The 26017-nt window shown below is 70.9% G+C and carries 20 protein-coding genes; 3 read left to right on the forward strand and 17 right to left on the reverse strand.

The annotated features are described in order from the left end of the window. Positions 1 to 33: 33 nt before the first annotated feature. On the forward strand, positions 34 to 1026 hold the full coding sequence (locus O7621_RS27480) for an alpha/beta hydrolase (protein WP_282231886.1): 993 nt from the start codon (positions 34 to 36) through the stop codon (positions 1024 to 1026). A gap of 451 nt (positions 1027 to 1477) precedes the next feature. Beyond that, entirely contained in the window at positions 1478 to 1603 is a 126-nt protein-coding gene (locus O7621_RS27485) for a hypothetical protein (RefSeq protein WP_282231887.1), read from the forward strand. Positions 1604 to 1788: 185 nt separating this feature from the next. Here the strand turns inward: O7621_RS27485 and grrM are convergent, their stop codons facing one another. The 15 genes from grrM to O7621_RS27560 form a co-directional block, all read right to left on the reverse strand. Further along, on the reverse strand, positions 1789 to 2898 hold the full coding sequence (gene grrM / locus O7621_RS27490) for a cyclophane-forming radical SAM/SPASM peptide maturase GrrM/OscB (protein WP_282231888.1): 1110 nt from the start codon (positions 2896 to 2898) through the stop codon (positions 1789 to 1791). 1509 nt (positions 2899 to 4407) lie between these two features. Further along, positions 4408 to 6030 (reverse strand): amidohydrolase family protein, encoded by a 1623-nt coding sequence (locus tag O7621_RS27495; protein WP_282231889.1) that lies wholly within the window; start codon positions 6028 to 6030, stop codon positions 4408 to 4410. Beyond that, the gene (locus tag O7621_RS27500) at positions 6027 to 8030 is read right to left on the reverse strand and encodes an FAD-dependent oxidoreductase (RefSeq protein WP_282231890.1); all 2004 of its coding nucleotides are present in this window, start codon (positions 8028 to 8030) and stop codon (positions 6027 to 6029) included. Before O7621_RS27500 ends, O7621_RS27495 begins: the two co-directional genes overlap by 4 nt. After that, the gene (locus O7621_RS27505; protein WP_282231891.1) at positions 8030 to 9628 is read right to left on the reverse strand and encodes a gamma-glutamyltransferase; all 1599 of its coding nucleotides are present in this window, start codon (positions 9626 to 9628) and stop codon (positions 8030 to 8032) included. The genes O7621_RS27500 and O7621_RS27505 overlap by 1 nt, the downstream gene beginning before the upstream one ends. Positions 9629 to 9647: 19 nt before the next feature. Continuing rightward, a complete protein-coding gene (locus O7621_RS27510; protein WP_282231892.1) occupies positions 9648 to 10280 on the reverse strand; it encodes a cyclase family protein in 633 nt (210 codons plus the stop codon). Positions 10281 to 10313: 33 nt separating this feature from the next. Next, positions 10314 to 11126, reverse strand: coding sequence for a creatininase family protein (locus O7621_RS27515; RefSeq protein WP_282231893.1), 813 nt, complete (start codon positions 11124 to 11126; stop codon positions 10314 to 10316). Between the two features lie 59 nt (positions 11127 to 11185). After that, on the reverse strand, positions 11186 to 11641 hold the full coding sequence (locus tag O7621_RS27520; protein ID WP_282231894.1) for a hypothetical protein: 456 nt from the start codon (positions 11639 to 11641) through the stop codon (positions 11186 to 11188). Continuing rightward, complete coding sequence (locus O7621_RS27525; RefSeq protein ID WP_282231895.1) at positions 11638 to 12402, reverse strand: amidohydrolase family protein; 765 nt, start codon at positions 12400 to 12402, stop codon at positions 11638 to 11640. The genes O7621_RS27520 and O7621_RS27525 overlap by 4 nt, the downstream gene beginning before the upstream one ends. Beyond that, positions 12399 to 13406 carry an oligopeptide/dipeptide ABC transporter ATP-binding protein gene (locus O7621_RS27530; protein ID WP_282231896.1) on the reverse strand — a complete coding sequence of 336 codons (1008 nt, stop codon included), beginning with the start codon at positions 13404 to 13406 and terminating at the stop codon, positions 12399 to 12401. Before O7621_RS27530 ends, O7621_RS27525 begins: the two co-directional genes overlap by 4 nt. After that, positions 13403 to 14476, reverse strand: coding sequence for an ABC transporter ATP-binding protein (locus tag O7621_RS27535; protein ID WP_282231897.1), 1074 nt, complete (start codon positions 14474 to 14476; stop codon positions 13403 to 13405). Before O7621_RS27535 ends, O7621_RS27530 begins: the two co-directional genes overlap by 4 nt. Continuing rightward, complete coding sequence (locus O7621_RS27540) at positions 14473 to 15165, reverse strand: alpha/beta hydrolase (RefSeq protein WP_282231898.1); 693 nt, start codon at positions 15163 to 15165, stop codon at positions 14473 to 14475. The genes O7621_RS27535 and O7621_RS27540 overlap by 4 nt, the downstream gene beginning before the upstream one ends. A gap of 7 nt (positions 15166 to 15172) precedes the next feature. Continuing rightward, positions 15173 to 16225, reverse strand: coding sequence for an ABC transporter permease (locus tag O7621_RS27545; protein ID WP_282231899.1), 1053 nt, complete (start codon positions 16223 to 16225; stop codon positions 15173 to 15175). Further along, positions 16222 to 17091, reverse strand: a complete 870-nt coding sequence (locus tag O7621_RS27550) for an ABC transporter permease (protein WP_281551125.1) — start codon at positions 17089 to 17091, stop codon at positions 16222 to 16224. The genes O7621_RS27545 and O7621_RS27550 overlap by 4 nt, the downstream gene beginning before the upstream one ends. Positions 17092 to 17121: 30 nt before the next feature. Then, positions 17122 to 18768 (reverse strand): ABC transporter substrate-binding protein, encoded by a 1647-nt coding sequence (locus tag O7621_RS27555; RefSeq protein WP_282231900.1) that lies wholly within the window; start codon positions 18766 to 18768, stop codon positions 17122 to 17124. Between the two features lie 181 nt (positions 18769 to 18949). Continuing rightward, positions 18950 to 20971: a primary-amine oxidase gene (locus tag O7621_RS27560; RefSeq protein WP_282231901.1), complete on the reverse strand. Its 2022-nt coding sequence runs from the start codon at positions 20969 to 20971 to the stop codon at positions 18950 to 18952. 308 nt (positions 20972 to 21279) lie between these two features. Here O7621_RS27560 and O7621_RS27565 point away from each other — a divergent pair, with 308 nt between their 5' ends. Next, a complete protein-coding gene (locus O7621_RS27565) occupies positions 21280 to 22035 on the forward strand; it encodes a GntR family transcriptional regulator (protein WP_282231902.1) in 756 nt (251 codons plus the stop codon). Here the strand turns inward: O7621_RS27565 and O7621_RS27570 are convergent. Continuing rightward, the gene (locus O7621_RS27570) at positions 21971 to 24478 is read right to left on the reverse strand and encodes an aminotransferase class V-fold PLP-dependent enzyme (RefSeq protein ID WP_282231903.1); all 2508 of its coding nucleotides are present in this window, start codon (positions 24476 to 24478) and stop codon (positions 21971 to 21973) included. The two genes, O7621_RS27565 and O7621_RS27570, sit on opposite strands and share 65 nt — an antisense overlap. 72 nt (positions 24479 to 24550) lie before the next feature. Next, a complete protein-coding gene (locus O7621_RS27575; RefSeq protein ID WP_282231904.1) occupies positions 24551 to 26005 on the reverse strand; it encodes an aldehyde dehydrogenase family protein in 1455 nt (484 codons plus the stop codon). Positions 26006 to 26017: the final 12 nt, after the last annotated feature.

The raw sequence follows: 26017 nt of genomic DNA on the forward strand, positions 1-26017 counted from the left end.
ACAGCCGGAGCGCACGCCCGGAAAGGAGCCCAGATGCGCCGCCTACTCCCCCGCCTGCGCCGCCGACGCTGGCTTGTCGTCGGCATCGCCGCCCTGATCGCCACCATCGCGCTACTGACCGGCTGCCTCGCTGTCCGCACCCCCACGCCGGTCGGCCACTTCACCTCGGCCGCCGCCGCAGACCGCTTTCTCGCCGCGTACGACCGGGCCATGGCGGACCTGCCGAGCGCCGACCGGACCTTGGACGTACGGACCAGCTACGGCGTGGTACGGCTCTACCACTTCGCCGGCGCCGAGCCGGACGCCGATCCACTGCTGCTGTTGCCGGGTCGAGCCGCGGCCTCGCCGGTCTGGGCCGACAACCTGCCCGCACTGCTGCGACTGCGCAGCGTCTACACCATCGACCTGCTCGGCGAGCCGGGGATGAGCATCCAGCAGCGGCCGATCGAGACCCCCACCGACCACGCCCAGTGGCTGCACGAGGTGTTGATCGAGTTGCCGGAGCCGGCCATCCACCTGGTCGGGCTCTCGATCGGCGGTTGGACCGCGATGAACCTGGCGGTGCACCGACCGGAGAAGGTCGCCAGTGTCACCCTGCTCGACCCGGTCCTGGTCTTCGCCGACTTGTCCTGGCAGGCGATCCTCCGGTCGATCCCGGCCAGTGTCCGCTGGTTTCCCAGGTCCTGGCGGGACGACTTCGCCAGCTGGACCGCCAACGGCGCCCCGGTCGAGGACGTACCGGTGGCCCGGATGATCGAGGCCGGCATGCAGACGTACGCGCTGAAGCTCTCCGCCCCACACCGGATCACGCCTGAGAATCTGGCCGGGGTAGGGACACCGACGCTGGCACTGCTCGCCGGCGAGTCCCGGATGCACGACACGGCCGAAGCGGCCGAGGTCGCCGAGCGGGCACTACCCGAGGCGACCGTGATCGTCTACCCGGACGCCTCGCACGCCGTCAACGGCGAGTACCCGGACCGGATCGCCGCCGACATCGCCGCCTTTCTCGCCACCTCCGACCGGTGACCCGCCGGCGACCGACTCGCGCCCGATCGGTCGGGAGCGCCGTTCGCGCGCTTGACACCAGAGATGGATCAAAATGCGCCTGCGGCATGACAGATTTCAGAAGCACCTCAGGGCCTTCCTACGTAGCTAGTCGGAGCACTTCACCGACCCGCCGGCCGGCCTCTGCCTGGCGGACGAACACCTGCTTCCGCTGCTCCCGGCCTGAGCGCAACGTCGGTGGCAGCGCACTTGCCGGTGCAGCCGGCGGTACGCCGACACGCCGAGGCGCGCACCAACGTTCCACCGACTTTATCGGCACCGCATCCAACAGCAACCCGACTACTCGGTGGACCCGAAGGATGAACGCCTACCCTTCTTTTCCATGCAATGATTCCGCGACTGCCCTCAGATATAGACCACCGAGATTGACAAAGTCCGACCACGCAAAGTCACCAGCAGTATCCCCCCTGCCATGAGGAAGGAATACGCTACTTCCATCGCATTTGAAGAATTCTGCCGCTTCGTGAAGCTCAAAGCGGGCTACCACCTGAGCGAATACCCGGAGAGCATCAGCCGGCACAACAATCGACCTCAATGAAATTACGTTAACTATTGTCAACCCAACCAAGTTGCTCGACCCATACGCGTCGGGCAGGGCGTGACAAGTTAGAGAAACACGCACTCGGTCATCGTTAATCCTCTCGAGCGCGAACTCATACCCAGGCTTGTAGCTAAGACGCACCATAAGCTCAAGGAGGAGATCGTAGCCCTTCTCAAGATCCCTCATCCAACCACTCCATCCGCCATCCTTCTCTCGAGGTAATCGACCAGGGTATCAACCGTTGCCTGCCGGTGAATTCGGCAGGTGGTGGTCTCGGAGACGTCAAATCGGCCATATTGGAAGAATTTACTGGAAGGCTCCCCTCCGCCACAGTGATTCCAATAGGAACACGTTCGCTCGCATAGCGAAAGCCCTTCTTCGACCTCACGGTTGACTAGCTGGAAGACTGGACTGTTCGGCAGATCGTCCAGCGAGTCCCTCAAGATGTTCCCCATCACGAAATCACTATATTTGTCGCTCTTTGCCGCAACAAGCTCCGGGCAGTAGGTGCTGAAGTTTCCATCCACGTCAAAATTCATAATACGAAAAGGTTTGTTGGCCAGGCGGTATGGCTCAACCCCCGAAGCAATTGAGCGCAAGTTGGACCACACCTCCCTAAATCTAACCGCACCATTACTGATATCTGAAAGTTGAATGATGCGCATCAGGAACCGCTTGTATCGCGCTACGACATTCTCATTCAAAAATGACGTCGAGGTATGGACCCCTTCGATCTCGTCGATATTGAATCCCACCCGAGCAATTCCATGCATCCGGAAGAAGTTGAAGAATTCATCAGGGTAGTCCAGTGTGTAGTCAGTTAGAACCGCTATAACACCGAAGGGAATTTCGTGCGCTTGCATCAGCCGCACTCCGTCGAGTACGGCGGCATGCGTCCCCTTACCCCTTCGGGTAATCCGCTGACGGTCGTGAATGAAATCCGGCCCATCGAGGCTCACGCCAACACGCACCCGGTGCTCTTGAATCAAATTAATCCACTTCTCATTCATCAATGTCGCGTTGGTTTGGAAAACGTGCCGATAGCCTCTCCCGTGCACCTCGTTGGCACGCGCAATTTCCGAGAACGCTTTTTCATAGAACTCAGGACGCACCGACAACGGTTCTCCCAAGTGCCAGAGGAAGGTAACCTCACCACTAAACAATCGCGCGCCGAACACCTCGACCGCTATGCGACGAACCAGCTCCATCGGCATCTGTTTGGAGTTGGCGCGGTCAGGAAGGTAGCAGTACTGGCAATCGATATTGCAGAAAGTCGTCGGCTGCAGCACCACAAGGGGTCGGTGTGCGGCGTGGGATATGCCATCGACCATGAATTCACACCCGCTCTCTGCTAGGAGATGTGCCGTGAACACCAAGAAAATGGCTGCTGCGCCTAGCATCGCCGGGGCAAGCCTGCGCGTCTCAGCTGAGGAGCGCCGGTAGCGGCCAGACGCTCAACAGAGGTGCATAGAAGAGCATCCAAAAACCGAGACCTGCACGCAGGAATGGAACGCCATCCGAAACGCCCACCGCAACTTCGATCTGCACCAGGACTCCACCGGAGTTCCTCGAGCCGCCGGCCCGACTCATGAATAAACCTAGACACCGACCGCCAGCACGCCTTTTGCGGAGGATAGCTCTCGAATACTTACATATCAGCTCTCATCTAGCCAAGGAAGGGTCGACGAGGCAGCTGTGAATCCTGCGTAACCGGAACGGCCAAATTCTTTAGATTTCTCGGGTAGCGAAACGGCGTCTACCATGATTGTCCCACCCTAGCTGAATTGACTCCTCGCTACCACGACTGCTCCCACGACTGCTCCCATGACTGAGGCCACGACTGCTCCCATGTCGCGTCGAGACCCCGATCGGCTTCAACATCACCTGAAGCAGAAAGACTTGACAACGCCTCACTACCCGCCTTCGAAGACAAGAGTTGCGCTCGCAAAGTCTCGACACGGCCCGCGAGGTCAGTAGATGTATTTGTCCGCATCCCGCAATCCCTCCATTGGATCCTCCGACCGAGGAACCTCACAGTTCGGGACGCTAGCGATCGCGACGACGACACGTCAAGTATCCATGGAGGAACATTCACATCTTGCAAGCTCAGGAGTCTAGGGTGGACGAGGGGCGGCCACATCGGGTGTCACGGATTGTCAGAAATTGCATCCTGTATCGCAGCGTTGATTGACTTCCACGCCTTCGCCCCGTAGAGGAGTTAGCGCCCGAGTTCTGCTAGAAATGGTAGATATGTGCAGGGCGAGTCGCTGGGCTTCCCAGCAAGAGTAGATCAACGATCTTCAGGCAGGCAATTCGACACGGCCGTTTCATGATCAATAGTGGCGGTGAGCAACGACGTCCGCGCCGCGGTCCGAGGGCGTGTCGTTCACGCCTGCGTGTCATGGCCTGCTGGAGTTATTGCTCGCTGTCTCCGGCGGCCGGTCCGATCAGAGCCATGATCATCCGGTCGCGGTCGTACCCGCGCTGGTCGCGGTGGCCACCGTAGCCGGGCTCAAGGGCTACACCGCCATCAGCGGCTGGGGAGCCGACGTACCCACCAAGATTCTCGACGGCCTGTACACGCGGGTCGAGGCCTGTGCTGATGGGCGGCCAACGAGGTTTGCACCGACACCGACGGCGACGTCCTCGACGCGGTGTTTGCCACGTGGACCACCCCCCGGGGTTTGAGGTTCCGTCACCGGCCACGCGTTCGAGCGGTCGTCGTATCCCTTCGGAAGCGAAGTCCCGGCGGGCCGGGCAAGGCCAGCAGTTGTTCCACGGCAGGTCAGTGCAAGGGGCCCTCAGCCGGCGGCGTACCGGACCTCGCCGGCGACCACGGTGGCCAGGACGGTGCCGGCGAGCAGCGCGTCGGCGTCCGGGGTGAGTGGATCGACGTCGAGCACGGTCAGGTCCGCCGGCTCGCCGACCCGCAGCACCCCGCTGCCCCAGCCGGCCCGCCGATTGCCGGCCACCTCGGCAGCGCCGGTGGTGAACAGCGCCAGCGCCTCAGGCGCGGTGATCGCCTGGTCCGGCCCGAGCGGCTCGTCGCGGCCCCGTACCCGACGGGTCCGGGCCTGCCAGATGCCGTGCAGCACCGACATCGGCGGCCCCGGCCCGTCCGAGCCGCCACCGACCGTCACCCCGGCGTCCAACCAGGACCGCAACGGGTTCGCGGCGGCAGCCGCCGGCTCACCGAGCCGGTCGATCAGGTTGAGCCCGAACGCCCACTGCAGCGCCGGATGCGCCGACACCGGCACACCGAGCCAACGGGCGGTTGCCATCGCCTGCGGCCCAGGGCCGAGGTAGGCGTGGATCAGGTGGAAACCCAGTCCAGCGATCGGCGTACCGGCCGCGACCTCGGCGAAGACCGACAGGGTGAGGTCGATCGCGGCGTCGCCGACCGCGTGCACGCCGACGCCCCGCCCGTACGCCGCCGCTGCCGCGCAGTGCGCCCGCACCGTGTCGGTGCGCAGGCTCTGGTTGCCGTGGTAGCCGTCGCTGCCCGGCCACGGTGCCGACAGCAGCGCGGTGCCGAGCGAGCCGCCGCCGTCGAGGAACAGCTTCGTCGGCCCGGCGCGCAGCAGGCCGGGCGCGGCCCGGTCAAGATCACAATCCTCGAGGGTACGTCGAAGCTGCGCGTCGTCGACGTCGTCGCCGCCGAGCGGCATCGCGACGGTACGCAGCCGCAGCGCACCGGCCCGGCCGGCCGCCGCGTACGCGGCCAGTTCGGCGGCCGGCACCGCCGGGTCGACGGCGGTGGTGATGCCATGGGCGAGCAGCGCCGCCTGCCCGGCGGTGATCCAGTCGATCCTCGTCTGCTGGTCCGGCTCCGGGACCACCGCACGGACCAGGGCGACCGCCGGATGTTCGACGAGCAGCCCGGTCGGGGTGCCGTCGGCGTACCGGTCGATCCGCCCGCCGGGCGGGTCCGGGGTGCCGGCGGAGATCCCGGCCAGCCGCAGCGCGGTCAGATTGGCGATGCCGTCGTGGCCCTTACGGTCCAGCAGCACCGGCCGGCCAGGAGCGGCGGCCTCCAGCTCGGCGGCGCTAGGTAGCCGGCGTTCGGCCAGGTCACCGGGGTCGAAGCCGGCGTCGGCCTCGATCCACCGGCGGGTGGGATGCCGGCGGGCGTACCCACTGATCCGGTCGCAGATGTCGCGGACGCTGACCGCGTCGTCCAGCCCGACCCGGGCGGCGGCCCGGCCGGCCCAGATCAGATGGACATGGCTGTCGACGAAGCCGGGCAGCACCACCGCGCCGGGCGGGGCGAGCTCCGGCGTACCGGTGGGGACGGCGGCGCGGGCGGCGCGCAGGTCGCCGACGGCGGCTATCCGCCCGGCGCGCACGGCGACCGCTTCGGCCCGCGGGCCGGCCGGGTCCATCGTCTGTACGTCGCCGACAACGAGCAGATCACCGCCGGTCACCGGGTCACCTGCCGGAAGGCGAGGGCCTCGTGCATGGTCCGGGCCGCCCGCGCCCCGGCGTGCACCGCGTCGTGCAGCCGTCCCGGGCGCAGCGCGTCGCCGCAGCGCAGCACCGGCCGACCGGCGGCCACCTCGGCGGCGGCCTCGTACAGGTCGTGGTGAGGTTCGCGACCGACCGCCGCGACGATCAGCCCGGCCCGCAGTACCGTTCCGTCCACCTGCACCTCCTGGTCGTTGGTGACCCTGGCCCGGTGGCCGAGCACGGTCCGCGCCCCGACCGAGGCGAGCAGGTCGGTCCAGGTCGGTGGGTCGTCGGGGGGTTCGTCGTCGAGCACCTGGGTGGTGTCGCCGAGTAGCGTGACGTCGGCACCGCGCCGGGCCAGCGCGGCGGCAGTGCTGGTGCCGGTCCGGCCGGCGCCGATCACCAGCACCGGACCGTCGGCGGGCAGCGGCACCAGCCCGCGCAGCACGTCGAGGGCGGGCACCGCGCCGGACAGCGACCGCGCCACGCCGCCGGTGGCGACCAGCAGCCCGGCCCACTCTCCACCGAGGTCCGCCGGGTGCAGCGGGGCGTCGACCACCTCGACGGCGCTGGCCGCGAGCCGGTCGGTCAACCAGCGCAGGTACGGGGCGAAGCTGTCGTGCACCCCGCTGTCCACCGCGTCCCGCAGGGCACCGCCGGGCCGGCCACCGGTGTACAGCCGGACCCGGTGTCCGTGCTCGGTGAGCCGGTGCGCGGCTTCCAGGCCGGCCGGACCGGCCCCGGCGACGAGCACCGGCGCATCCGACGGCGCCAGGCCAGGCGACCGGTTGGCCGGCCGCACCGGGCCGGACGACGAGGCCGGTCGCACCAGGCCGGACGACGCTGAGGCCGGCGGCAGGCTCAGCGACGGGTTGACGGTGCAGGCGACCGGCCGGGCGATCAGGGCGGCGCGGGCGTGGCAGCCGTCGTTGCCGCGTACGCAGGGGCGGATCCGCTTGGCGGCGCCGGTGAGCGCCTTCTCTGCCCAGTCCGGGTCGGCGAGGAAGGCCCGGCCGAGCGCGACCAGGTCGGCGGTGCCGTCGCGGAGCAGCGTGGCGGCCTGCGCCGGTTCGGTGATCCCGCCGCAGGCAATGGTGGGCAGACCGGCGGCCCGCAGGGTCCGGGCCGATCGCCAGACGGCGCCCGGTGGTACGGCGGCCGGCGGCACCTGGCGTACCCGCGTGGCGTGGTTGCCGGACGACACGTGTACCGCGTCGACCTGGCCGGTGGCGGCCAGGGCCGCGACCAGCCCGGTGGTCTCGGCCAGCTCCTGCCCACCAGGTTCGTGGTCGCGGTCGGACAGCCGTACGGTGAGCGCCACCTCGGCCGGCAGCGCGGCCCGGCAGCGGGCGACGACCTCCAGCAGGACGCGACGTCGCCGGGCCGGATCGCCGCCGTAGTCGTCGTCGCGCCGGTTGGTGTGTGGGGAGAGGAACCCGGCGAGCAGGTAGCCGTTGGCCGCCTGGATCTCCACCACCTGGAAGCCGGCCTGGGCCGCGCGGCGGGCGGCCCGGCCGAACCCGTCGACGACCACGGCGATCTCGTCGACGGTGATGGCGCGGGGCCGCAGCCCGAGTCGGCGTTCGATGGCGGGCCAGGGCACCGCCGACGCGGCAAGCGCCTCCCCCGGCAGGGTGCGCTGCCGTCCGGCGTGGGCGATCTGCAGCCCGGCGACGCGACCGTCGGCCCGGATCCGCTCGGCGACCGGGGCCAACGCGGCGGCGTGGTCATCGCTGGCGATGCCGAGATGGCCGGGGAAGCCGAGGGCGGCCCCGTCGTCGATCGCGGTGAACTCGACGATGGTCAACGCGCTCCCCCGGCCGACCCGCGCATAGTGGTCCCGGTGCCACGGCTGGGCGTAGCCGCCGGCGTCGGCCGCACCGGTCGAGGTGGGTGCCTTGACGATCCGGGACCGCAGCGTGACCGGCCCGAGCCGGTACGGGTCGGCGAGCAGCGTGGCCGCTTCGGCGGGGTCCATCAGTGGCCCCGCAGCACCCGGGCGGCGCCGTCGGCGCGGGGGTCGCTGGCCGCGTCGAGGCCTGCGGGGGTGAGCCGGGCCAGTTGGACGTGCCCGGCGTCGTCGTGGCGCTGTGGCAGCTGCACCACCCGCAGGTTGAGATCGGTGGCGGCGGCCCGCAGCGTGTCGGTGGCCGGGGTGTCGGGTTCGAGCAGCAGGCTGGGCCGGTCCTGGCCGACGTCGCGGGCACCGATCACCCAGCGGGGGCGGGCCAGCAGGCCGGCCGGGTCGGCGGTGGTCAGCGCGTCGGCGGCGACCTGGGCCAGGATCCACGGCTGGGCCCGGCCGCCCTGGCAGCCGAGCGCGACGACCCGGGCCGGGCCGGTGGCGATCGCCGGGCAGAGGGTGTGCGGTGGCCGGGCACCGGGGCGCAGCCGGCCGGGGTGGGCCGGATCGAGGCTGAACACCGACCCCCGGTTGTGCAGCACCAGGCCGGTGCCGGGTTCGCAGATACCGGCGCCGAACGTCTGGAAGACGCTCTGGATCAGGGTGACGGTGGTGCCGTCGTTGCCGACGGCGGTGACCGCCACGGTGTCGCCGGCCGGTTTCGGGCCGGGCGGTGGCAGCGGCCCGGCCGGCGGGTCGGTGCGCAGCAGCAGCCCGTCGAGGTCGACCGGGCCGATCCGGGGATCACCGAGCAAGGTGTCGCGGCGCTGTTCGGCGGTCCGGGCGGTGGCCAGGGCGGCGGCCGCGTCAGCGGGCCAAACGTTGGTGGCACGGCTGGCGGCCGGGTCGCCGGCGGCGGTGCGGCCGGCGGCGGTGCGGCCGGCGGCGGTGCGGCCGGCGGCGGCGAGCATGGCCAGCAGGGTGGCGCCCTGGCTGGGCGGCGGCGCGACCGACCAGGTCACCTCGGAGCCGGCAGCGGCGTACCGCAGTGGATCGGTGACCTCGGCCGAGTGCCCGGCCAGGTCGGCGGTGGTCAGCGGGCTGCCGAGTGCGGCCAGTCCGGCGGCCAGCGTCTCGGCGAGTTCGCCCTGGTAGTAGTCGCGCCAGTCGGCGCCGATGGTGCCGAGGGTGCGGGCCAGCGCCGGCTGGCGCAGCACCGCTCCGGCCGGCAGCGGCGTACCGTCGCCGTCGAGCAGCAGCGCGGCCAGGCCGGGATCGGCGCGGACCACGTCGAGCCGGCGCAGGATCGCCGCGGCCAGGCCGGGGCTGACCGGGACGCCGCCGGCGGCCAACTCGACGGCGGGTGCCAGCACCCGGGCCAGCGGCAGCCGACCACCGAGATCGGCTAGCGCGGCCCAGCCGGCGACGACACCGGGCACGGTGACCGTCAGCGGACCGCCGGGCGGCATCCGGTCGGCGGCTGCGCGCAGCGCCGCGACGTCGACGCCGGCGGCGGCCGCGCCGACCGACAGCACCGCCCGGACTCGGTCGTCGGGGGTGCGGACCAGAGCGATCAGATCACCGCCGGCCGAGCACTGGTGCGGGTAGGCGACGGTGAGCGCGGCGGCGGCGGCGAGGGCTGCGTCGACGACGCCACCGCCGGCCGCCACGATGTCGGCGGCGGCGTCCAACGCGGACGGATGTGGTGCGGCGAGCGCGATCTCGATCGACATGTAGGTCAGTCTCGCCGGGTCAGTCGCGCTGGATCAGGATGGTACGGGCGAACGCCCCGTCGGCGCCGACGAGCTTCGTCGGCAGGCAGACCAGTTCGTACTCCCCTGGCGGCACAGCGTCCAGGTCGGCGTTCTCCAGGATGATCACGCCGCAGCCGAGCAGCGCATGGTGGGCGTCCCAGGTGTCGGTGCGCCGGTGGCTCTCGATGGTCAGGTAGTCGATACCGATCAGCGCGACCTGCTGGTCGATCAGCCAGCGGGCGGCCTCCGGGGAGAGCCCGACCCAGGATTCGGCGCGTTCGGTCTCGCGCAACGGGCCGGCCGAGTTGCTGGTCTTCAGCAGCACCCGGGTGGCACCGGCAACTCCGGCGGCGACCAGGTCGGCGACGGTCACGTCCCCGTCGACGGCGGTCAGGTCGGCGACCACGGCCGGGCCGACCAGGGTCTCCAGCGCCACCTCGTCGATCGGAGTGGCACCGTCGACGAAGTGTGCCGGTGCGTCGACGTGGGTGCCGGTGTGCGCGCCGAGCCGCCACCGGGTGACGTTGGAGGCGTCGCCGTTGGCCAGCGACTCGACGATCTCCACCTCGGGTTTGCGGCCCCAGTGCAGCATCCTCGGGTGGATCGGCAGGGTGATGTCGTAGATCTTCACGCGGGTCCTCCGGGTGGGGGCGTGGCGGGACGGTCAGGGCCGGTGGGTGGGGTCGGGCCAGGGTTCGCGTACGGCGGCAGCGACGGCGCGGGCGGTGGTGGCGACACAGCGGTCGAACTCGGCCCGGCCGTGCTCGGCGGTGGCGTCGGCGACGTCGCGGCCCCACACGCCGGTGTCGCTGACCTGATCCATCCGGTAGTCCCAGAACGAGTCGACGTCGCGGTGCGAGGTGGCCTTGTCCATCCGGACCAGGTCCGGATACAGGTGCAGCATCACCGAGGTCTCGAAGTAGTTGGCGTGCATCAACCCGCGCCCGTGGTAGACGTGGCCGTCGACCTCCGGTCCGGGGTACATGGTCACGTAGGCCAACGCCCGTACCCGTGAGTCGCGGTGGCGTACCCGTAGCTTCTCGGCGGAGACGTCGAGCGAGCCGTTGTTCCAAATATGCCCATTGAGGAGGACGAATTGCCGTACGCCGCTGGCGTGCAGTGAGTCGATGACGTCTGCGACGACGGCGATCAGGGTCTCCGGGCGCAGCGCGATGGTGCCGGCGAAGTCGCCGTGTGAGGCGGAGACGCCGTACCCGATGGGGGGCACCACCGGCACGCCGGTGAGCGCGGAGACGTCGCGGGCGACCGCGTCGCAGATCAGCGTGTCGACAGCGAGCGGCAGGTGCGGGCCGTGCTGTTCGGTGGCGCCGACCGGGATGATCACCGAGTCGACGGCGGTCGCCGTCTGGCCGGCCTCCGGCCAGGTCAGGTCGGCCCAGGCGACCGGCGTGCCGGGGCCGCCGAGCTCGGCGGCGAGCGCCGCCCGGTCTAGGTCGGTGCGGGACGGTTCAGACACGATGTTCCTCTCGGTACGTGGACGGAGTCGGGCACGGCGCGGTACGTGGACGGGGCGGGTCACCAAACCCGGCGAGTCTTCTCCGGCAGCAGGTCGATGGCCTCCATCGCGGTGACGGCACCGTCGACGGTGGTGATCCAGACCCGGGCCTGCGGGCTGTAGTCGCTGATCAGCTCGCGGCACACCCCACACGGGGCGATGACCCGGAACCGGCCGGCCGGCTTGATCTGCACCGAGACCACGCTGTCGACGCCGAGCGGCGTCCCGGCGGGCAACGCGGCGCGGGCCGCGCCGAGGGCGACACCTTCGGCACAGATCGAGCTGCGCCGGCAGGACCCTTCCAGGTGGACGCCGGTGTGGATGATGCCGTCCGGGGTGCGCAGCGCGGTGGCGACCTCGTGCCGGCCGGCGACCCAGACCTTCGACAGCAGCCGCTGGGCGACGTCGAGCAGCTCGACCTCGCCCGGGGTCATCCCGGCCGGTGCCGGCACCGGAGCGACATCCTCGGTTATCATGCGGTGATCCCGAGCAGCCTGGCCATGTTGCCGCCCTCGACGAGTGCCCGGTCCGCGGCGTCCGGGATCGCCTTGGCGATCTTCATCCGTTCCAGGTCGAAGTCGGAGCCGGGCCACTCGCTGCCCAGCAGGATCTGCTCCGGGCCGAGCCGGGCGTACGCCCGCTTGACGTCGCTGATCAGGGTGGCTGAGGTCTCCAGGTAGATGTGCGGGTTCCGTTCGGCGACGATGATCGCCTCGGGAACGTTCCAGACCGCTCCCATGTGGGCGATGATCGTCGGTACCTGCGGGTGGCCCTTGGCGATCTCCTCGATCGCCAGCGGCGCGCAGAACGCGTCATCGAGGGCGTTGATCAACACCATCAGGCCGTGTTCGGCGCAGGCGGCGAAGACCGGGTCGAGCAGTCCGTGGTCGGCGACGTGGTAGCCGTGCAGGCTGGGGTGCAGTTTGAGCCCTTTGAGGCCGGCGTCGGCGATCCGGGCGATCTCGTCGAGCGCGTCGTCGTCGGCCGGGCGGACCTGCCCGAAGCCGAACAGCCGGTCCGGGTGGGCATTGGTCAGGCCGATGATGAAATCGTTCTCGATCCGCTGGGCCAGGGAGCAGACCATCGCCATGTCGACCCCGGCGGCGTCCATCCGGTCCAGGATCCGCCGCGGGTCGAACGGCGTGTACGGCGGCGGTGCCTGCCCGGGACGGGCGCCGGTGAGGTAGTCGGACCGGCCCCGCACGTCCTGAGTGGTGTTGTACGCGTCGATGATCACTGTGCTGTGCCTCCGGTGGTGACGGTCGACGGTGCCGGGATGTCCTGCGGCACCAGGGGCAGGTGGCAACGGACCGTGCGGCCCGGTTGGATCGGTCGCAGCGCCGGCGCTTCGTCGCGGCAGCGGTCGACGGCGTACCGACAGCGGGTGTGGAACAGACATCCGGCCGGTGGGTGGGCGGGGTCGGGCAGTTCGCCGGCGAGCACGATCCGTTCCCGGTCGGACTCCTGGTCCAGGGTGGGCACGGCGGAGAGCAGCGCCTCGCTGTACGGGTGTGCCGGCCCGCCGAAGAAGGTGTCCCGGTCGGCGACCTCGATGAGCTGGCCGAGGTACATGACGGCGATTCGGTCGGCGATGTGCCGTACCACGCCGAGGTCGTGCGAGATGAACAGCATGGTCAGCCCGCGCTCCCGGGTCAGGTCGGCGAGCAGGTTCACCACCTGGGCCTGGATGGAGACGTCGAGCGCGGAGACCGGCTCGTCGGCGACGATGAACCGGGGCGACGGGGCGAGCGCCCGGGCGATGCCGATGCGCTGCCGCTGGCCGCCGGAGAACTCGTGCGGCCGGCGTCGGCCGGCGTCGCGGCCGAGCCCGACGAGGTCGAGCAGTTCGTCGACGGCTTGGCTGGCGTCGGCCCGGCTGGCCCCCCGGCCGCGCAACAGCGGCTCGGCGACGCTGTCGGCGATCCGCCGCCGCGGGTTGAGCGAGCTGAACGGGTCCTGGAAGACCATCTGCAGGTCGGCGCGGATCTGCCGGAACACGGTCCCGCGCAGGCCGGTGATCTCCCGGCCGAGTAGTCGGATGCTGCCGGCGGTGGGTTCGGTGATCCGCAGGATGGCCCGGCCGAGGGTGGACTTGCCGCAACCGGACTCGCCGACCAGGCCGAGGGTCTCACCCTCACGGATCTCCAGGTCGACGTCGCGCACGGCGCGGACCGGATCACCACCGCGCCCCGGGTACTCCACCCGCAGGCCGGTCAGCTGGATCAGTGGCACGCTGGTCACGGTCGACCTCCGACCGCTGCCGGGGTGCGGGCGGTGTGCCGGGCCGACGCGTCGAGCAGGCAGGCGTCGACGTGGCCGGGTTCGCCGTACCGGTCGACAAGCTCGGGTGGCGCGGTGTCGCAGTCGGCGTGGGCGAACGCGCAGCGTGGGGCGAAGCCGCAGCCGGGTGGTCGGTCGACGCCGGTGAGCGGGCTGCCGGGGATGGCCGGCAGCCGGTCGGCGACCGGCCCGTCGACCCGGGGCACCGAGTCGAGCAGCCCCATCGTGTACGGGTGCTGGGGCGAGTAGAGCACCTGGTCGCGGGTGCCCTGCTCGACGATGCGGCCGCCGTACATGACGGCGACCCGGTCGGCGACCTCGGCGACCACCCCGAGGTCGTGGGTGATCAGGACGATGGAGGTGCCGTGCTCGGCCTGCAGTCGTTTGAGGGTGGCCAGTACCTGGGCCTGGATGGTGACGTCCAGGGCGGTGGTCGGCTCGTCGGCGATCAGTACGGTCGGGTCGTTCGCCAGCCCTATCGCGATCATGACGCGTTGCCGCATGCCGCCGGAGAGCTGGTGAGGGTAGGCGCGGGCGTTGCGGGCCGGATTGGCGATGCCGACGTCGGCGAGCAGCTCCTCGGCCCGCTGCCAGGCCCGCGCCCGGCTGATCCGTTGATGGGTACGGATCATCTCGGCGACCTGGGCCCCGGCTCGCTGCAACGGGTTGAGCGCGGCGAGGGCGTCCTGGAACACCACCGAGATGTCCCGGCCCCGGACCCGGCGCAGGTCGGCCTCGCTGGCGGTGGTCAGGTCCCGCCCGTCGAACTCCACCCGGCCGGTGATGTGCGTGCCGGGTGCCCGGTTGAGCCCGACCAGGCTCATCGCCAGGGCGGACTTGCCGGAGCCGGACTCGCCGACCAGGGCGAGGATCTCACCGGCGTGCAGGTCGAGGTCGACGCCGGCGACGGCCGGCAACCGGCCGGCCGGTACGTCGAACTCGACCCGCAGCCCGCGCACGGACAGCACCGGCGCCGCCGGGCCGGCCGGGGCCGGGTTCGCCGAGGCCGAACCGGTCGAGGCGGAGGTCACCGGGGCGCTCCGGTGATGCTGGCGGCGGCCTGCTCCACCAGGTCGGCCACTTCACGGGGCCACACCCGGGGGGTGAAGTGACTGCCGGTGATCTCGGCTACGGCAGCGCCGGCGCGGGCCGCCATGTCCCGTTGGGTGTCCGGGCGCAGCGTCTTGTCCTGTGCCGCGACCAGGTACCAGGACGGCTTGTCGCGCCAGGCGGGCACCCCGGTGGGCTGCGCGAAGATGGCGTCGGCGCTGGGGCGCGAGTCGGCGTCGAAGTTGTCCCGTTCGGCTTCCGGCACGTCCCAGCCGATCTCCGCCCAGTACTCGGGGCTGTGCTCCGAGGCCCACTCGCCGTTCGGACCGCGTCGCATGTGCCGGCTGACCTCGGCGGGCGGGTAGCGGCCGATGATGTCCTGGATCGACTCGTCCTCGTCGGGGGCGAAGGCGCAGACGTAGACGAGCCCCGCGACCCGATCGTCCCGGCCGACGTTGGTGATCACCGCCCCGCCGTAGGAGTGACCGGCCAGCAGCACCGGTGCGGTGCAGTCGGCAAGCACGGCGGTGGTGTTGGCGACGTCCTCGACGAGCGAGTTCATCGGATTGGTGACCAGGTGTACCCGGTGTCCGGCGGCGCGCAGCAACGGTGCCACGTGGGCCCAGGTGCTCGGGGTGCCGCCAGCACCGTGCACCAGCACGATATCCATGATGGATTCATCCTCTCCGTAGGCGCGGGTCCAGGACCAGGTAGAACAGATCGACTACGGCGTTGACCAGCACGAAGAGCAGCGCGATCGCCAGCGCGGCGCCCTGCACCACCGGGTAGTCGCGTTGCAGCACCGAGCTGACCAGCAGGTTGCCGACGCCCGGGTACGAGAAGACTGTCTCGGTGATCACCGAGCCACCGAGCAGCGAACCGAATTGCAGACCGAGCACGGTCACGATGGGCAGGCCGGCGTTGCGCAGCACGTGCCGGCGCAGGATGGTCCGCTCCCGCAGCCCTTTCATCCGGGCGGTCCGCACGAAGTCGTCGCTGAGCACCTCCAGCACCGAGGCCCGCACGATCCGGGTGATGAAGCCGGCCATCGCCAACGCGAGGGTGGTCGCCGGCAGGATCAGGTAATGCAGCCACGGCCCGACCAGTTCGGGCCGGTCCTGCAGGATCGCGTCGAGGAGTACGAAGTTGGTGGTGGGCTGGTAGTCGAGCTGGCTGGGCAGCCGACCGATCACCGGCATCCAGCGCAGCCACACGCCGAAGACCACGATGCTCAGTACGCCGAGGGCGAACCAGGGCAGCGAGAAACTGACCGTGGCGATGGACCGGGTGGCGGTGTCCACCCAGGTGTCCTTGCGCAGCGCGGCGATCACCCCGGTGACGACCCCGATGAGGATGGCGATCAGCATCGCCGCGACGGTCAACTCGATCGTCGCCGGCAACGCACCACCCAGCAGGTCCAGCACGCTGTTGCCGCCGTAGAAGGAACGCCCGAGATCCAGCCCGAACAGATCGCCGAGGTAGCGCAGGTACTGCTCCCAGATCGGCCGGTCCAGGCCGAGTGCCTCGTTGATCCGGGCTTCGTTGGCCGAGATCTGCTCGGCGCTGAGGCCCTGGGTGCCGCTGGCCGCGAGGGTCGACGACGGTGAGCCGGGCAGCTGGCGGATGGCCAGGAACACCAGGGAGGCCAGGACGAACAGCACCACCGGCACGCTGGCCAGCCGGCGGACCGTGAGCATCGGCAGTGACCTGCCGCGCAGCAGCCGGATCATCGGCGGCTCCTCGGGTCCAGCGCGTCGCGCAGGTCGTCGCCTACGAAGTTGCTGGCGACCACGAAGACCAGCGTCAACGCTGCGGGCAGCACCGCCATCCGGGGTGCCGAGTAGATGAACTCCTGGCCGGCCTGCACCATGTAGCCCCAGTCCGGGGTGGGCGGCTGGATGCCCAGGCCCAGGTAGGACAGGCCGGCGGCAAATCCGGCGGCCACCGACAGGGTCATCACGATCTGGGCGAGCAGCGGGCCGGCGATGTTCGGCAGGATCTCCTGGATCATGATCCGGGGCGACCGGGTGCCGCCGAGCCGGGCGGCGAGCACGTAGTCGCGGGCGGCCTCCCGGGCGGTCAACGCCCGGGCCAGCCGGGCCAGGCCGGGTGACAGCGCGACCCCGACCCCGACCACCAGACTGCGTACGCCGGGTCCGCTGGCCGCCACCACCAGGATGATCAATAGCATCGACGGGAAGGCCAGCCCGACGTCGGTGACCCGCATCAGGATCTGCTCACCCCAGCCGCCGAGGTAGCCGGCGAGCATGCCGACGGTGGTGCCGATGAGCGCGGCCAGGACGGTGGCGAGGAACGCGACCAGCAGCAGTGGTTGGGCGCCGTACACCAGCCGGGCCAGGAAGTCACGGCCGAGATCGTCGGTGCCGAGCGGGTGCCCGGCGGTGCCGAACCCGGCGAGGGTGACGTTGGACTGCCGCTCCGGGTCGGCGCCGATCATCAGCGGCCCGATCGTCGCCATCAGCACGAAACCGACGACCACCAGCCAGGAGACGGTGGCCAGCCAGGACCGGGCGATGGAGCGCCGCGCGAAGGCGGCTCTCCATCGCCCGACCGGCCGCGCCCCGGCGACCGTCACCGGTCCCCCGGCCGGGCCGTGCGGATCGGATCAGACACTGGCGTTCTCCATGAAGCAGCGGTGGTTGCCGAGCGCGGCGACGTTGGCGCCCTCGACGTTCGCCCCGGTCACCACCGGGTTCGCCGAGTAGCACAGCATCGACAGCACCATGTACTGCTCGGCGAACCGGCGCTGGATGTCGCTGTACGCGGCGGTGCGCTCGGGACCGTTGGGCAGGTTCTTCGCGGCGGCCAGGTCGTCAGCGAACGCCTCGGATCCGGGCAGCGTGTTGAATCCGGAGGTGAAGTCGCCGTACACCCCGGATGGCAGGCCCATCGCCCCGATCATGTTGTCCGGGTCCGGGATGTAGGAGTTGCGCTCCCAGATCATCAGCTCGTGGAACTCGTCGTCCGGGTCGAGCAGCCGGCTGAAGTAGGTCGCCGGGTCGACCGAGTCAGTGACGACCGTCAGCCCGATGTCGGTGAGGTTCTGCGCGACGATCTGCGCCGCCCGCGGGTGCCAGGAGTCGCTGGCCGCCATCAACGCCACCTGCCGGCCGCTGGCACCGGCCGACTCGATCAGCCGCCGGGCCTCGTCCGGATCGAACCGGCTCAGGTCAGCCAGGCTCGGGTCGTGGCCGTCCTGCGACGGTGGGATCGTGTAGCCGTCGGGTGGCGCGCCGATCCCGAAGAACGCCTGGGCGATGATCGCCTCGCGGTCGACTGCCAGGTTTATCGCCTGGCGCACCTCCAGCTCCGGGATCCGCCGGGCGTCGATCATCATCATCGCGTCGAAGCTGTACGGCGTCTCGTGGAAGGTCACCGCGTCGTCGGCCTTGAGCTGCTCGACCGCCGAGTACGGGGTGAACTGGGTGGCGGACAGGTCGCCGCTGAGCAGCGAGCTGACGATGGTCGAGGGGTCCTGGACCTGTTGCATCACCAGCCGGTCGACCTTGGGCCGGCCGGTGCGGTAGTCCTCGAAAGCGGTCAGCACCACCTGCTGCCCGGCGGTGGCCGAGGAGAACTGGAACGGGCCGGTGCCGACCAGGTTCTTGCCGATGTCGGCGCCGTACTCGGCGAGTGCGGCGGAGGAGATGATCCGGCCGCCGATGTCGGAGAGCCGGTTGAGCACGGTGGCGTCCGGACTGTTGAGCACCATCACCACGGTGTACTCGTCGGGGGCGTCCAGCGAGGCGACGTTGGCACCGAGGCTGCGCAGCGGCCGGGACGACCCCTCGGGCAGCGTCGGGTCGTCCTCGTTGAACTGCCGACCGAGGCTGGCCAGCACGTCCGCCGAGGTGAAGGTGGTGCCGTCGTGGAAGGTGACGCCCTGGCGGAGGGTGAAGGTGTAGGTCAGCCCGTCGTCGGAGATTTCCCAGCTCTCGGCGAGGTCGGCCTGCGGCTCGTTGGTCTCGAAGGAGATGAAGGTCAGCCCACGGCAGATGCAGTCGACCGCCATCCAGTCGCCCAGTGAGGTGTAGAAGGCCGGGTCGTGGACGGCGCTGGTGGCGTCGATGCCGAGCGTGAGGGTGCCGCCGCTGCTGGTGCCGTCGTCGCCGTCTTCGCTGCCGTCGGAGGCGACGCCGCAGGCGGCGAGCAGGCTGCTGGCGCCGAAGCCGAGGCCGAGCAGTCCGGTGCCACGCAGCATCGCGCGGCGGGTTATCAGGTTCTGCGGGAGGTTGCGGGGATCGTCCGACATAGTGCGCTCCTCGGCAGGGTATGGGACGAAGATGGATGAAATTTCATTTGGATTGGATCCAAAACCATCATCTGCGGTACCCGATTCGGGTCCGTATCGCGATTGTGAACGTCTGGTGTCGGGATGTCGAGAATGGACAGGGTCCCCCATGGCCGGCGCGGTGGCCGACGCACCGGCCGGGTCAGTCGGCCGGCACCACGTCTGTTCCGTCTGTTCCGGTGGAGCAGCAGGCACTGCCCGCGCCGCGGGCAGTGGCCGGATCCGGAACGTCCATCGCCGGATTGCGGTCGAAGAAGCCGTCCGGTTCGAGGATCATGTGGATCGCGTCCACCGGCATCACCGGCCACTGCTCGGGACGCGGGAAATGGTGGGTGCCGAGCACCGGCCACAGCACCAGCTCCGCACCGTCGATCGACCGGTCCTGGCGCTGCCAGACCTGCACACCGTCGTCGCCCGGCTCGGCGTGGTTGGGATAGCGGCCACCGAGGAACTGCTCCTGCGGGTCGTACGGGGTGGCCCACAGGTGCTGGTGGATGAACGGTGCGCGGCGGGCCATCACCGAGTCCGGCCGGGCGAACGACCGGGTGGTGTTCGGCAGCAGCAGCCGGTAGGCCGTCGGTTCACCATACCGGTTGGTCCGGGTGGTGCTCTCCACCCGCCAGCGGCGGGCCGACGACGGATCGGTGCGGCGCGCCGCCTGCGACTCACGCAGCAGCGGGGTACGCACGTTGCGTACCGCGTTGCCGTACGGGTCGAGCGCGGGGTCGGTCTCGCCCTCGGCGTGCTCCTCGACCAGCCGGTTGCGCGGACCGTCCACCGCCATGTCCAGGCGTAGCCCGAAGTAGTGCTGGTGGGTCGGGGTCTGCACGTTCGGTGCGACGACCCGGCCGTAGCGCACCTCGTCGCCGTCGGCGATGCCGGAGGCGGAGAGCATCCCGGTCAGCTTCACCTCCAGCTCGATCCTGCCGTCCTGGTAGAGCGACCAGTAGAAGCCGTAGTCGTAGTTGGCCACGGTCTGGAAGTTGGAGATGACCAACCGACGCGAGCGGCGCACCTGGCTGACCCCGCGCCGCAGGTCGTTGTGCTTCCAGAGGATGCTGTGGTCCTCCTCGTGCATGCAGATCGCGTTCGGGATGGTCACCGGATCGCCGTCGCCGCCGAGGTAGGCGGTGTCGAAGTAGTAGATGACGCCGAGGCAGTCGCAGCCGAGGGCGAGCGAGTTGGTCAACGGCCCGGCCCCGTACTCGCCCCAGTCGAAGAAGTTCTTGCGGTACTGGGTGGAGTTGGGGTCGAGGTACGGCACGTACATCTCGTTGCAGGCGGCCCGCTTGACCACCGGCCGGCCCTGGAACTCCAGGTCGTACAGGACCAGGCCCTCGCGGTGGGTGAAGCCGACCCGTAACTGCCAGCCCTGCCAGCTGACCTGCCAGCCGTCGACGTCGAAACTCGGACCGTCGGGCTGCACGACGTCCAACGGCCGCAGCCCGGGCCGGGTCGGCCAGGCCTCGGCCTCCAGCGGGCCGGCCTCGCCCGAGATCGGCACCACGCCGTGGTCCTCGACCTCCAGGACCTCCATGGTCGCCATGTCGATGATCGGCACCACGCCCTGCACCGGGCGCACGTAACCGTTGTCGCCCTCGTCGACGCGGTGCCAGACGGTCCCCCAGGTGAGCCGCCGGTCGGCGTACCGCTTCGGCTCGAAGCCGCCCATCGACTCGGCGTCGACCATCACCAGGGAGACGTCGTGGATGCCCCGCTTGGCGAGCACCTCGCGGAACACCGGGCTCTGCCGGCAGGCCTGGGCGGCCGCGCGGGCCTCCTCGGAGGTGATGCCGGGCCGACGCGGGTCGAGCGGACGCCAGTCGAGGCAGCGGTCGCCGGCACCGTCGCCTCCAGCGTGGTTCGATGCCGCACCGTCGGCCCGGCTCCCGGCGGCCAGCGCGACGTCGATCTCCCAGGCGGTGCCGGCGGCGTGGTCCATGGCCACCAGTCCGAGTCGGACCTCCCCGGCCGCGGCCGCGCCGGCCAGGACGGCCCGGGCGTGTGCCTCGTCCAGCGTGGCCCCCCAGAACCGGGTCCGCTCGCCGAGCCGACCGTCGGCGCGGGCGACGGCGACGGCCCGGGCGATCTCCGCCGGGCTGGGTGGGTCGAGCGGATGGTTGCGGTGGTTGCGCCCGTCCGGGCTGGGGTGGCACGCGCTCACGATTGCTCCTGTCGCCGTCGCGGGAGTCGTTCCGATGCGGTCCGGCTCGTCTGGGGTCGGTCTGCGTCGCGTCGTGGTGGCTGCGGCGGGCCGGTGCTTCCTAAGAACTCCCTGGCCAAGGTAGTCTCGGATACTACCGTAGGATCTTTGGATCCAAAACCGGGATCCAAAGCGAAATGTACGGGACCCGCAGGGTCGCCGGCCGGCTTGCTATCGTGACACTCACATCGCACCACTGTGGAGACGATGGCAGCCGGGCCGGAGCCCGGCCGGCTGGGCCGCACACCGATCAGACAGGGGCACCGGGCATGCCAGTCAGCTCGACGGAAACCACCAGCAGTGCCCTCGTCGACGCCACCGCGGCCAAGATCCGCGCCAAGATCATGTCCGGTGAGATCCCGATCGGCGCCCAACTGCGCCAGGCCGAGTTGGCCAAGCTGCTCGGAGTCAGCCGCACCCCGGTCCGGGAGGCGCTGCGGCAGCTGCAGACCGGCGGGCTGATCGAGGTGGTGCCGCACCGTGGGGCGGTGGTCCGGGTCCCGGCGCCGTGGGAGGTCCGGGAAGCCTACGAGGTCCGTGCGGAGCTGGAGGCGCTGGCCTGCGAACGGGCGGTCAGCCGGATCACCGACGACGTCCTGCACGAGCTGCGGGAGGCCAACTCGCTGCTGCGGCGTACCGAGCAGGCCGCCCGGGGCAGCATCCCGCAGCGACGGGTCGACGACGACCCGGGAGTCGCCCGCGCCCGGGTAGCCCTGGCCGGCTCCACCAACGCCGCCAACGACCGCTTCCACACCCTCATCCACCAGGTGGCCGGCAACGACTGGCTGGCCAGGGTGATCAAGGAGATCAACGAGGCGTTCCCGCGCAACGTCTCGGCGCTGGTGCTGCAGGACAATCCGCGGCACCGCGACGACAACTTCCACGAGCACGAACGGATCATCGCCGCGCTCACCGCGGAGGACGGCGAACGTGCTCGGCGTGAGATGCAGGCCCATGTGATCAGCGCCGGTGAGCAGTTGGCTCGCTGGTACGAGCGGCGATCGGCGACGGTGTTTCGGGGTTGACCCGGTCGGCGGCCCAGTCCCCGGGTGGCACCCCGTCGACCCCCATCGCCGCCGGAGCGAGAAACTCCAGGTCCGGCCGGGGCACCCCGGTCGCCAGGTCGGCCAACGCGGCCCCGATCGCCGGCCCGAACTTGAACCCGTGCCCGGAGCAGGCCGCCGCGACCAGCGCCTGTGGATGCGCCGGCAGCGCACCGACCGCGAACCGGTTGCCTGGTGCCATGGTGTAGCGGCAGGCCAGCTCGGCGGTGACCGGGCCGTCGGCGGCCGGCAGGAACCGCCGGGCGACGGAGAGCAGCTCGGCCCGCTCGGTGGCGGTCACCGGCCCGGGTGGCCGGCTCAGGTCGTCGACCGGCCCGTGGTCGAATCCCACCTTGACGGCGTCCGGACCGTACGCCGGGATGCCGTAGAGCAGACCGACGCCGGGGACGTCGACCGAGAACGGGCCGAGCGCCGGTGGGGCCAGCAGCGCCGGGGTCGACGAGCCGATGTGGATGTTGACGATCCGCACGGTGGTCAGCCGGCCGGCGAACTCCGGCACCAGGTCGGCGGTCCACGGTCCGGCGCAGATGACCAGCCGGTCGGCGAGGAAGTCACCGCCGTCGGTGTGCACCCGGACCCCGGCACCGTCCGGATGCCAACCGGTCACCCGGCAGCCATCGCGGCGGTGCACCCCGGCGGCCCGGCCGAGCCCGGCCAGCGAGTCCATCGCGGCGGCGGCGTCGATCACGCCGGCCGCCGGATCATGTACGGCCACCATGTCGGCCCCGAGCACCAGGCCCGGCGCTATGCCGGCGGCCTGGTTGGCGTCAACCAGGACACAGTCCGGCCCGCGCAGGGTGCTGCTGGTCCGGGCCGGTCGCGCGTACAGGCCGCCGACGGTGCTGACCAACCGGCGACCAGCGGCCTGCTCCAGCTCGCGCCAACCGGTGTACGCGCGGTCCACCAGGTCGTCCCAGACCGGCGACGGGTAGGCGCGGCGAATCATCCGGGTCCGTCCGTGTGACGATCCTTCGGTGTGCCCGGCCGGCAGCCGGTCGAGCTGGATCACCCGGACACCGCGCGCGGCGAGCGCCCAAGCCGCGCTGCGACCGTGAACGCCGGCGCCGACAACGATCACTTCGGCCCGGCGGTCGGCACCGGTCAGCAACGCGGGAGCCGGCGCCGGCACGGCCGGTGGGGTCGGTGGGGTCGGCACGCCGGTGGCCGTCGGACGGGCCAGTCGGGCGAGCAGCGCGTCCACTTCGGTGTCGTCGTTGTAGACGTGCACCGAGGCGCGGACCACCGCCGGCAGGCCGCGCCGGCCCAGGTCCCACTGGCCGTGGCTGGCCGGCACGGCGACCAGGTGCAGGCCGGCGGCGCGCAACGTGCGTACCGTGATGGTCGGCTCCTCGCCGTCGCGGACGAAGGTGACGATGCCGCCGCCGGCCGCCGGCGGGTCGACCACGGTCACTCCGGGCAGCTCGGCCAGCCCGGCCCGCAACCGGGCGGCCAGGCCGCTGACGTACGCCGAAATGGCGTCGACGCCGAGGGCGAGCGCCTCGGTAAGCGCGGCGCCCAGGCCGAGCCGCAGCGCGTGCGACGCCTCCCAGGTCTCGTACCGGCGGGCGCCGGGCAGCAGGTCGTACTCCTCGTCTCCGGTCCACCGGGCCCCACGCACGTCCGGGGTCAATGGGCGGGCGCGTTCACGCAGCGCCGGGTCGAGGTAGAGCAGGCCGGTGCCGCGCGGTCCACGCAGGAACTTGCGGCCGGTGGCGACCAGGATGTCGGCGCGCATCGCGCCGACGTCGACGGGCAGTTGGCCGACCGACTGGGTGGCGTCGACCAGCAGCGGCGCGCCGGCCGCGGCGACCCGGGCGCCGATCTGTGCGACCGGTTCGATCAGCGCCGACGAGGTCGGTACGTGGGCGACGGTGACCAGCGCGGCCGGCTGCCGCAGTGCCTGCTCCAACTGGTCCAGGTCGACGCCGCCCGAGCCGTCGGTGGGCAGCACCTCGACGCTGATGCCCCGGGTGCGGCGCAGCTCGAGCAGGTGCAGCGCCGAGCTGACGTAGCTGGACGCGGAGGCGAGGATCCGGTCGCCGGGGCCGAGACGCAGCGCGTCGATCGCCCGGTGCCACGCCACGGTCGCGCTTTCCACCAGGGCGACGTCCTCCCCGGTCGCGCCGATCAGCCGGCCGGCCAGGTGGTAGACGTCGGCGGTCCGGTCGGCTGCGGCCTCGGCCGCCTCGTAGCCGCCGAGCCGCGATTCGAGCCGCAGGTGATCGATGACCGTGTCGAGGACGGCGAGGCTGGGCAGTGCGGCGCCGGCGGCGTTGAGGTGGTGGGCCAGGGTCGCGCCGGGAGTGGCGGCCCGCAGTGCCACCGGGTCCAGGGGCAAGGGCGCCAGGTCGGCGGGCTCCGCGACCGCGCCCGCTGATCCGGTCTGGGATGCAGTGTCGTTCAAGGTGGATCCCATCGGTGATCGGGGCGGTGCCCGGTTCGGCGAGGTGCCACCGACCGGACCGGGCACCGCCGGTCAGAGCGCGACGACGACGCCCTTGCGCTCGCAGTACGAATGCAGGGCTTCGTCGCCCAGGTCCCGGCCCAGACCGGAGTCCCCGACCCCGCCGAAGGACAGCGCCGGGTCGAAGATGTTGTACGTGTTCACCCAGACCGTGCCGACCCGCAGCGCGGCAGCCATCCGGTGGGCCCGGGACAGGTCCCGGGTCCACACCCCGGCGGCCAGCCCGTACGACGTGTCGTTGCCGATCGCGACCGCATCGTCCTCGTCGTCGAAGGCGATCACCCCGGTCACCGGCCCGAAGATCTCCTCCCGGGCGATCACCATGTCGTTGCGCACCCCGGTGAACAGGGTCGGTTCGACGAAGTAGCCCGGCCGGTCCGGCACCCCGCCGCCGACCGCGACCGTGGCTCCCTCCCGGATGCCGGTCTCGATGTACGACAGCACCTGCTGTCGCTGCTCCTCGGAGACCAGCGGGCCGACGGTCACCCCGCCGTCCAGTCCGTTGCCGACCGGCACCCGGCGGGTCGCCGCCGCCAGCCGCTCGGTCATCTCGTCCAGGATCGACCGCTGCACCAGCAGCCGGCTGCCGGCGGTGCACATCTGCCCGGAGTGGCCGAACGATGCCCGCATCGCGGTCAGCACCGCAGCGTCCAGGTCGGCGTCGGCGAAGACAATGTTCGGGCTCTTCCCACCCAACTCCAGGGTGAGCCGTTTCGTCGTCGCCGCCGCGCCGGCCATCACCGATCGGCCCACCTCAGTGGAGCCGGTGAACGACACCTTCGCCACGCCCGGGTGGGCGACCAGCGCAGCACCGACCTCGCCGTCGCCGGTGAGCACGTTGAACACCCCCGGCGGTACGCCGGCCTCGGCGGCCAGGGCCGCCACCCGCAACATGGTCAGCGGGGTCTGCTCGGCCGGCTTGACCACCACCGGGCAGCCGGCGGCCAACGCCGGGGCGATCTTGAAGCAGCCGGTCATGATCGGGAAGTTCCACGGCAGAATCAGCGCCGCCACGCCGACCGGCTCCAGCACCGTGTAGACGTGGTGGCCGCCGCCGTCGATCGGCACCACAGTGCCGGTCAGCCGGCTGGTCGCCCCGGCGAAGTGCCGGAACGCCCGCGCCGCCGCACCGGTGTCGGCCCGGGAACGTTCGATCGGCTTGCCGTTGTCCCGGGTCTCCAGCACCGCCAACTCCTCGAGGTGCGCCTCGATCAGGTCGGCGAGCCGGTGCAACACCCGGGTGCGCTCCAGTGGAGCCAGCCCGCTCCACCGCCGGTCGGCGTACGCCCGCGTGGCGGCGGCCACCGCCGCGTCCACGTCGTCGGCGGTGGCTTGGGCGACCCGGCTGATCACCGCACCGGTGGACGGGTCACGCACCTCGATCAGCGCGCGCCCACCCGGGGCGATCCACTCGCCATCGACGTGGAACGGCTCCAGGTCGGCCAGCGGGGCGACAGACGACGTCATCGGGCTACTCCC

Source organism: Solwaraspora sp. WMMD937, from assembly GCF_029581175.1.
Taxonomy (GTDB): domain Bacteria; phylum Actinomycetota; class Actinomycetes; order Mycobacteriales; family Micromonosporaceae; genus Micromonospora_E.

Excerpts from the sequence above, each read along its gene's own strand:
- O7621_RS27565 (WP_282231902.1), top strand. The coding sequence starts at position 21,280 with ATGCCAGTCAGCTCGACGGAAACCACCAGCAGTGCCCTCGTCGACGCC.
- O7621_RS27575 (WP_282231904.1), bottom strand. The coding sequence starts at position 26,005 with ATGACGTCGTCTGTCGCCCCGCTGGCCGACCTGGAGCCGTTCCACGTC.
- O7621_RS27505 (WP_282231891.1), bottom strand. The coding sequence starts at position 9,628 with ATGTCGATCGAGATCGCGCTCGCCGCACCACATCCGTCCGCGTTGGAC.
- O7621_RS27555 (WP_282231900.1), bottom strand. The coding sequence starts at position 18,768 with ATGTCGGACGATCCCCGCAACCTCCCGCAGAACCTGATAACCCGCCGC.
- O7621_RS27520 (WP_282231894.1), bottom strand. The coding sequence starts at position 11,641 with ATGATAACCGAGGATGTCGCTCCGGTGCCGGCACCGGCCGGGATGACC.
- O7621_RS27545 (WP_282231899.1), bottom strand. The coding sequence starts at position 16,225 with ATGATCCGGCTGCTGCGCGGCAGGTCACTGCCGATGCTCACGGTCCGC.
- O7621_RS27480 (WP_282231886.1), top strand. The coding sequence starts at position 34 with ATGCGCCGCCTACTCCCCCGCCTGCGCCGCCGACGCTGGCTTGTCGTC.
- O7621_RS27540 (WP_282231898.1), bottom strand. The coding sequence starts at position 15,165 with ATGGATATCGTGCTGGTGCACGGTGCTGGCGGCACCCCGAGCACCTGG.
- O7621_RS27500 (WP_282231890.1), bottom strand. The coding sequence starts at position 8,030 with ATGGACCCCGCCGAAGCGGCCACGCTGCTCGCCGACCCGTACCGGCTC.
- O7621_RS27485 (WP_282231887.1), top strand. The coding sequence starts at position 1,478 with ATGAGGAAGGAATACGCTACTTCCATCGCATTTGAAGAATTCTGCCGC.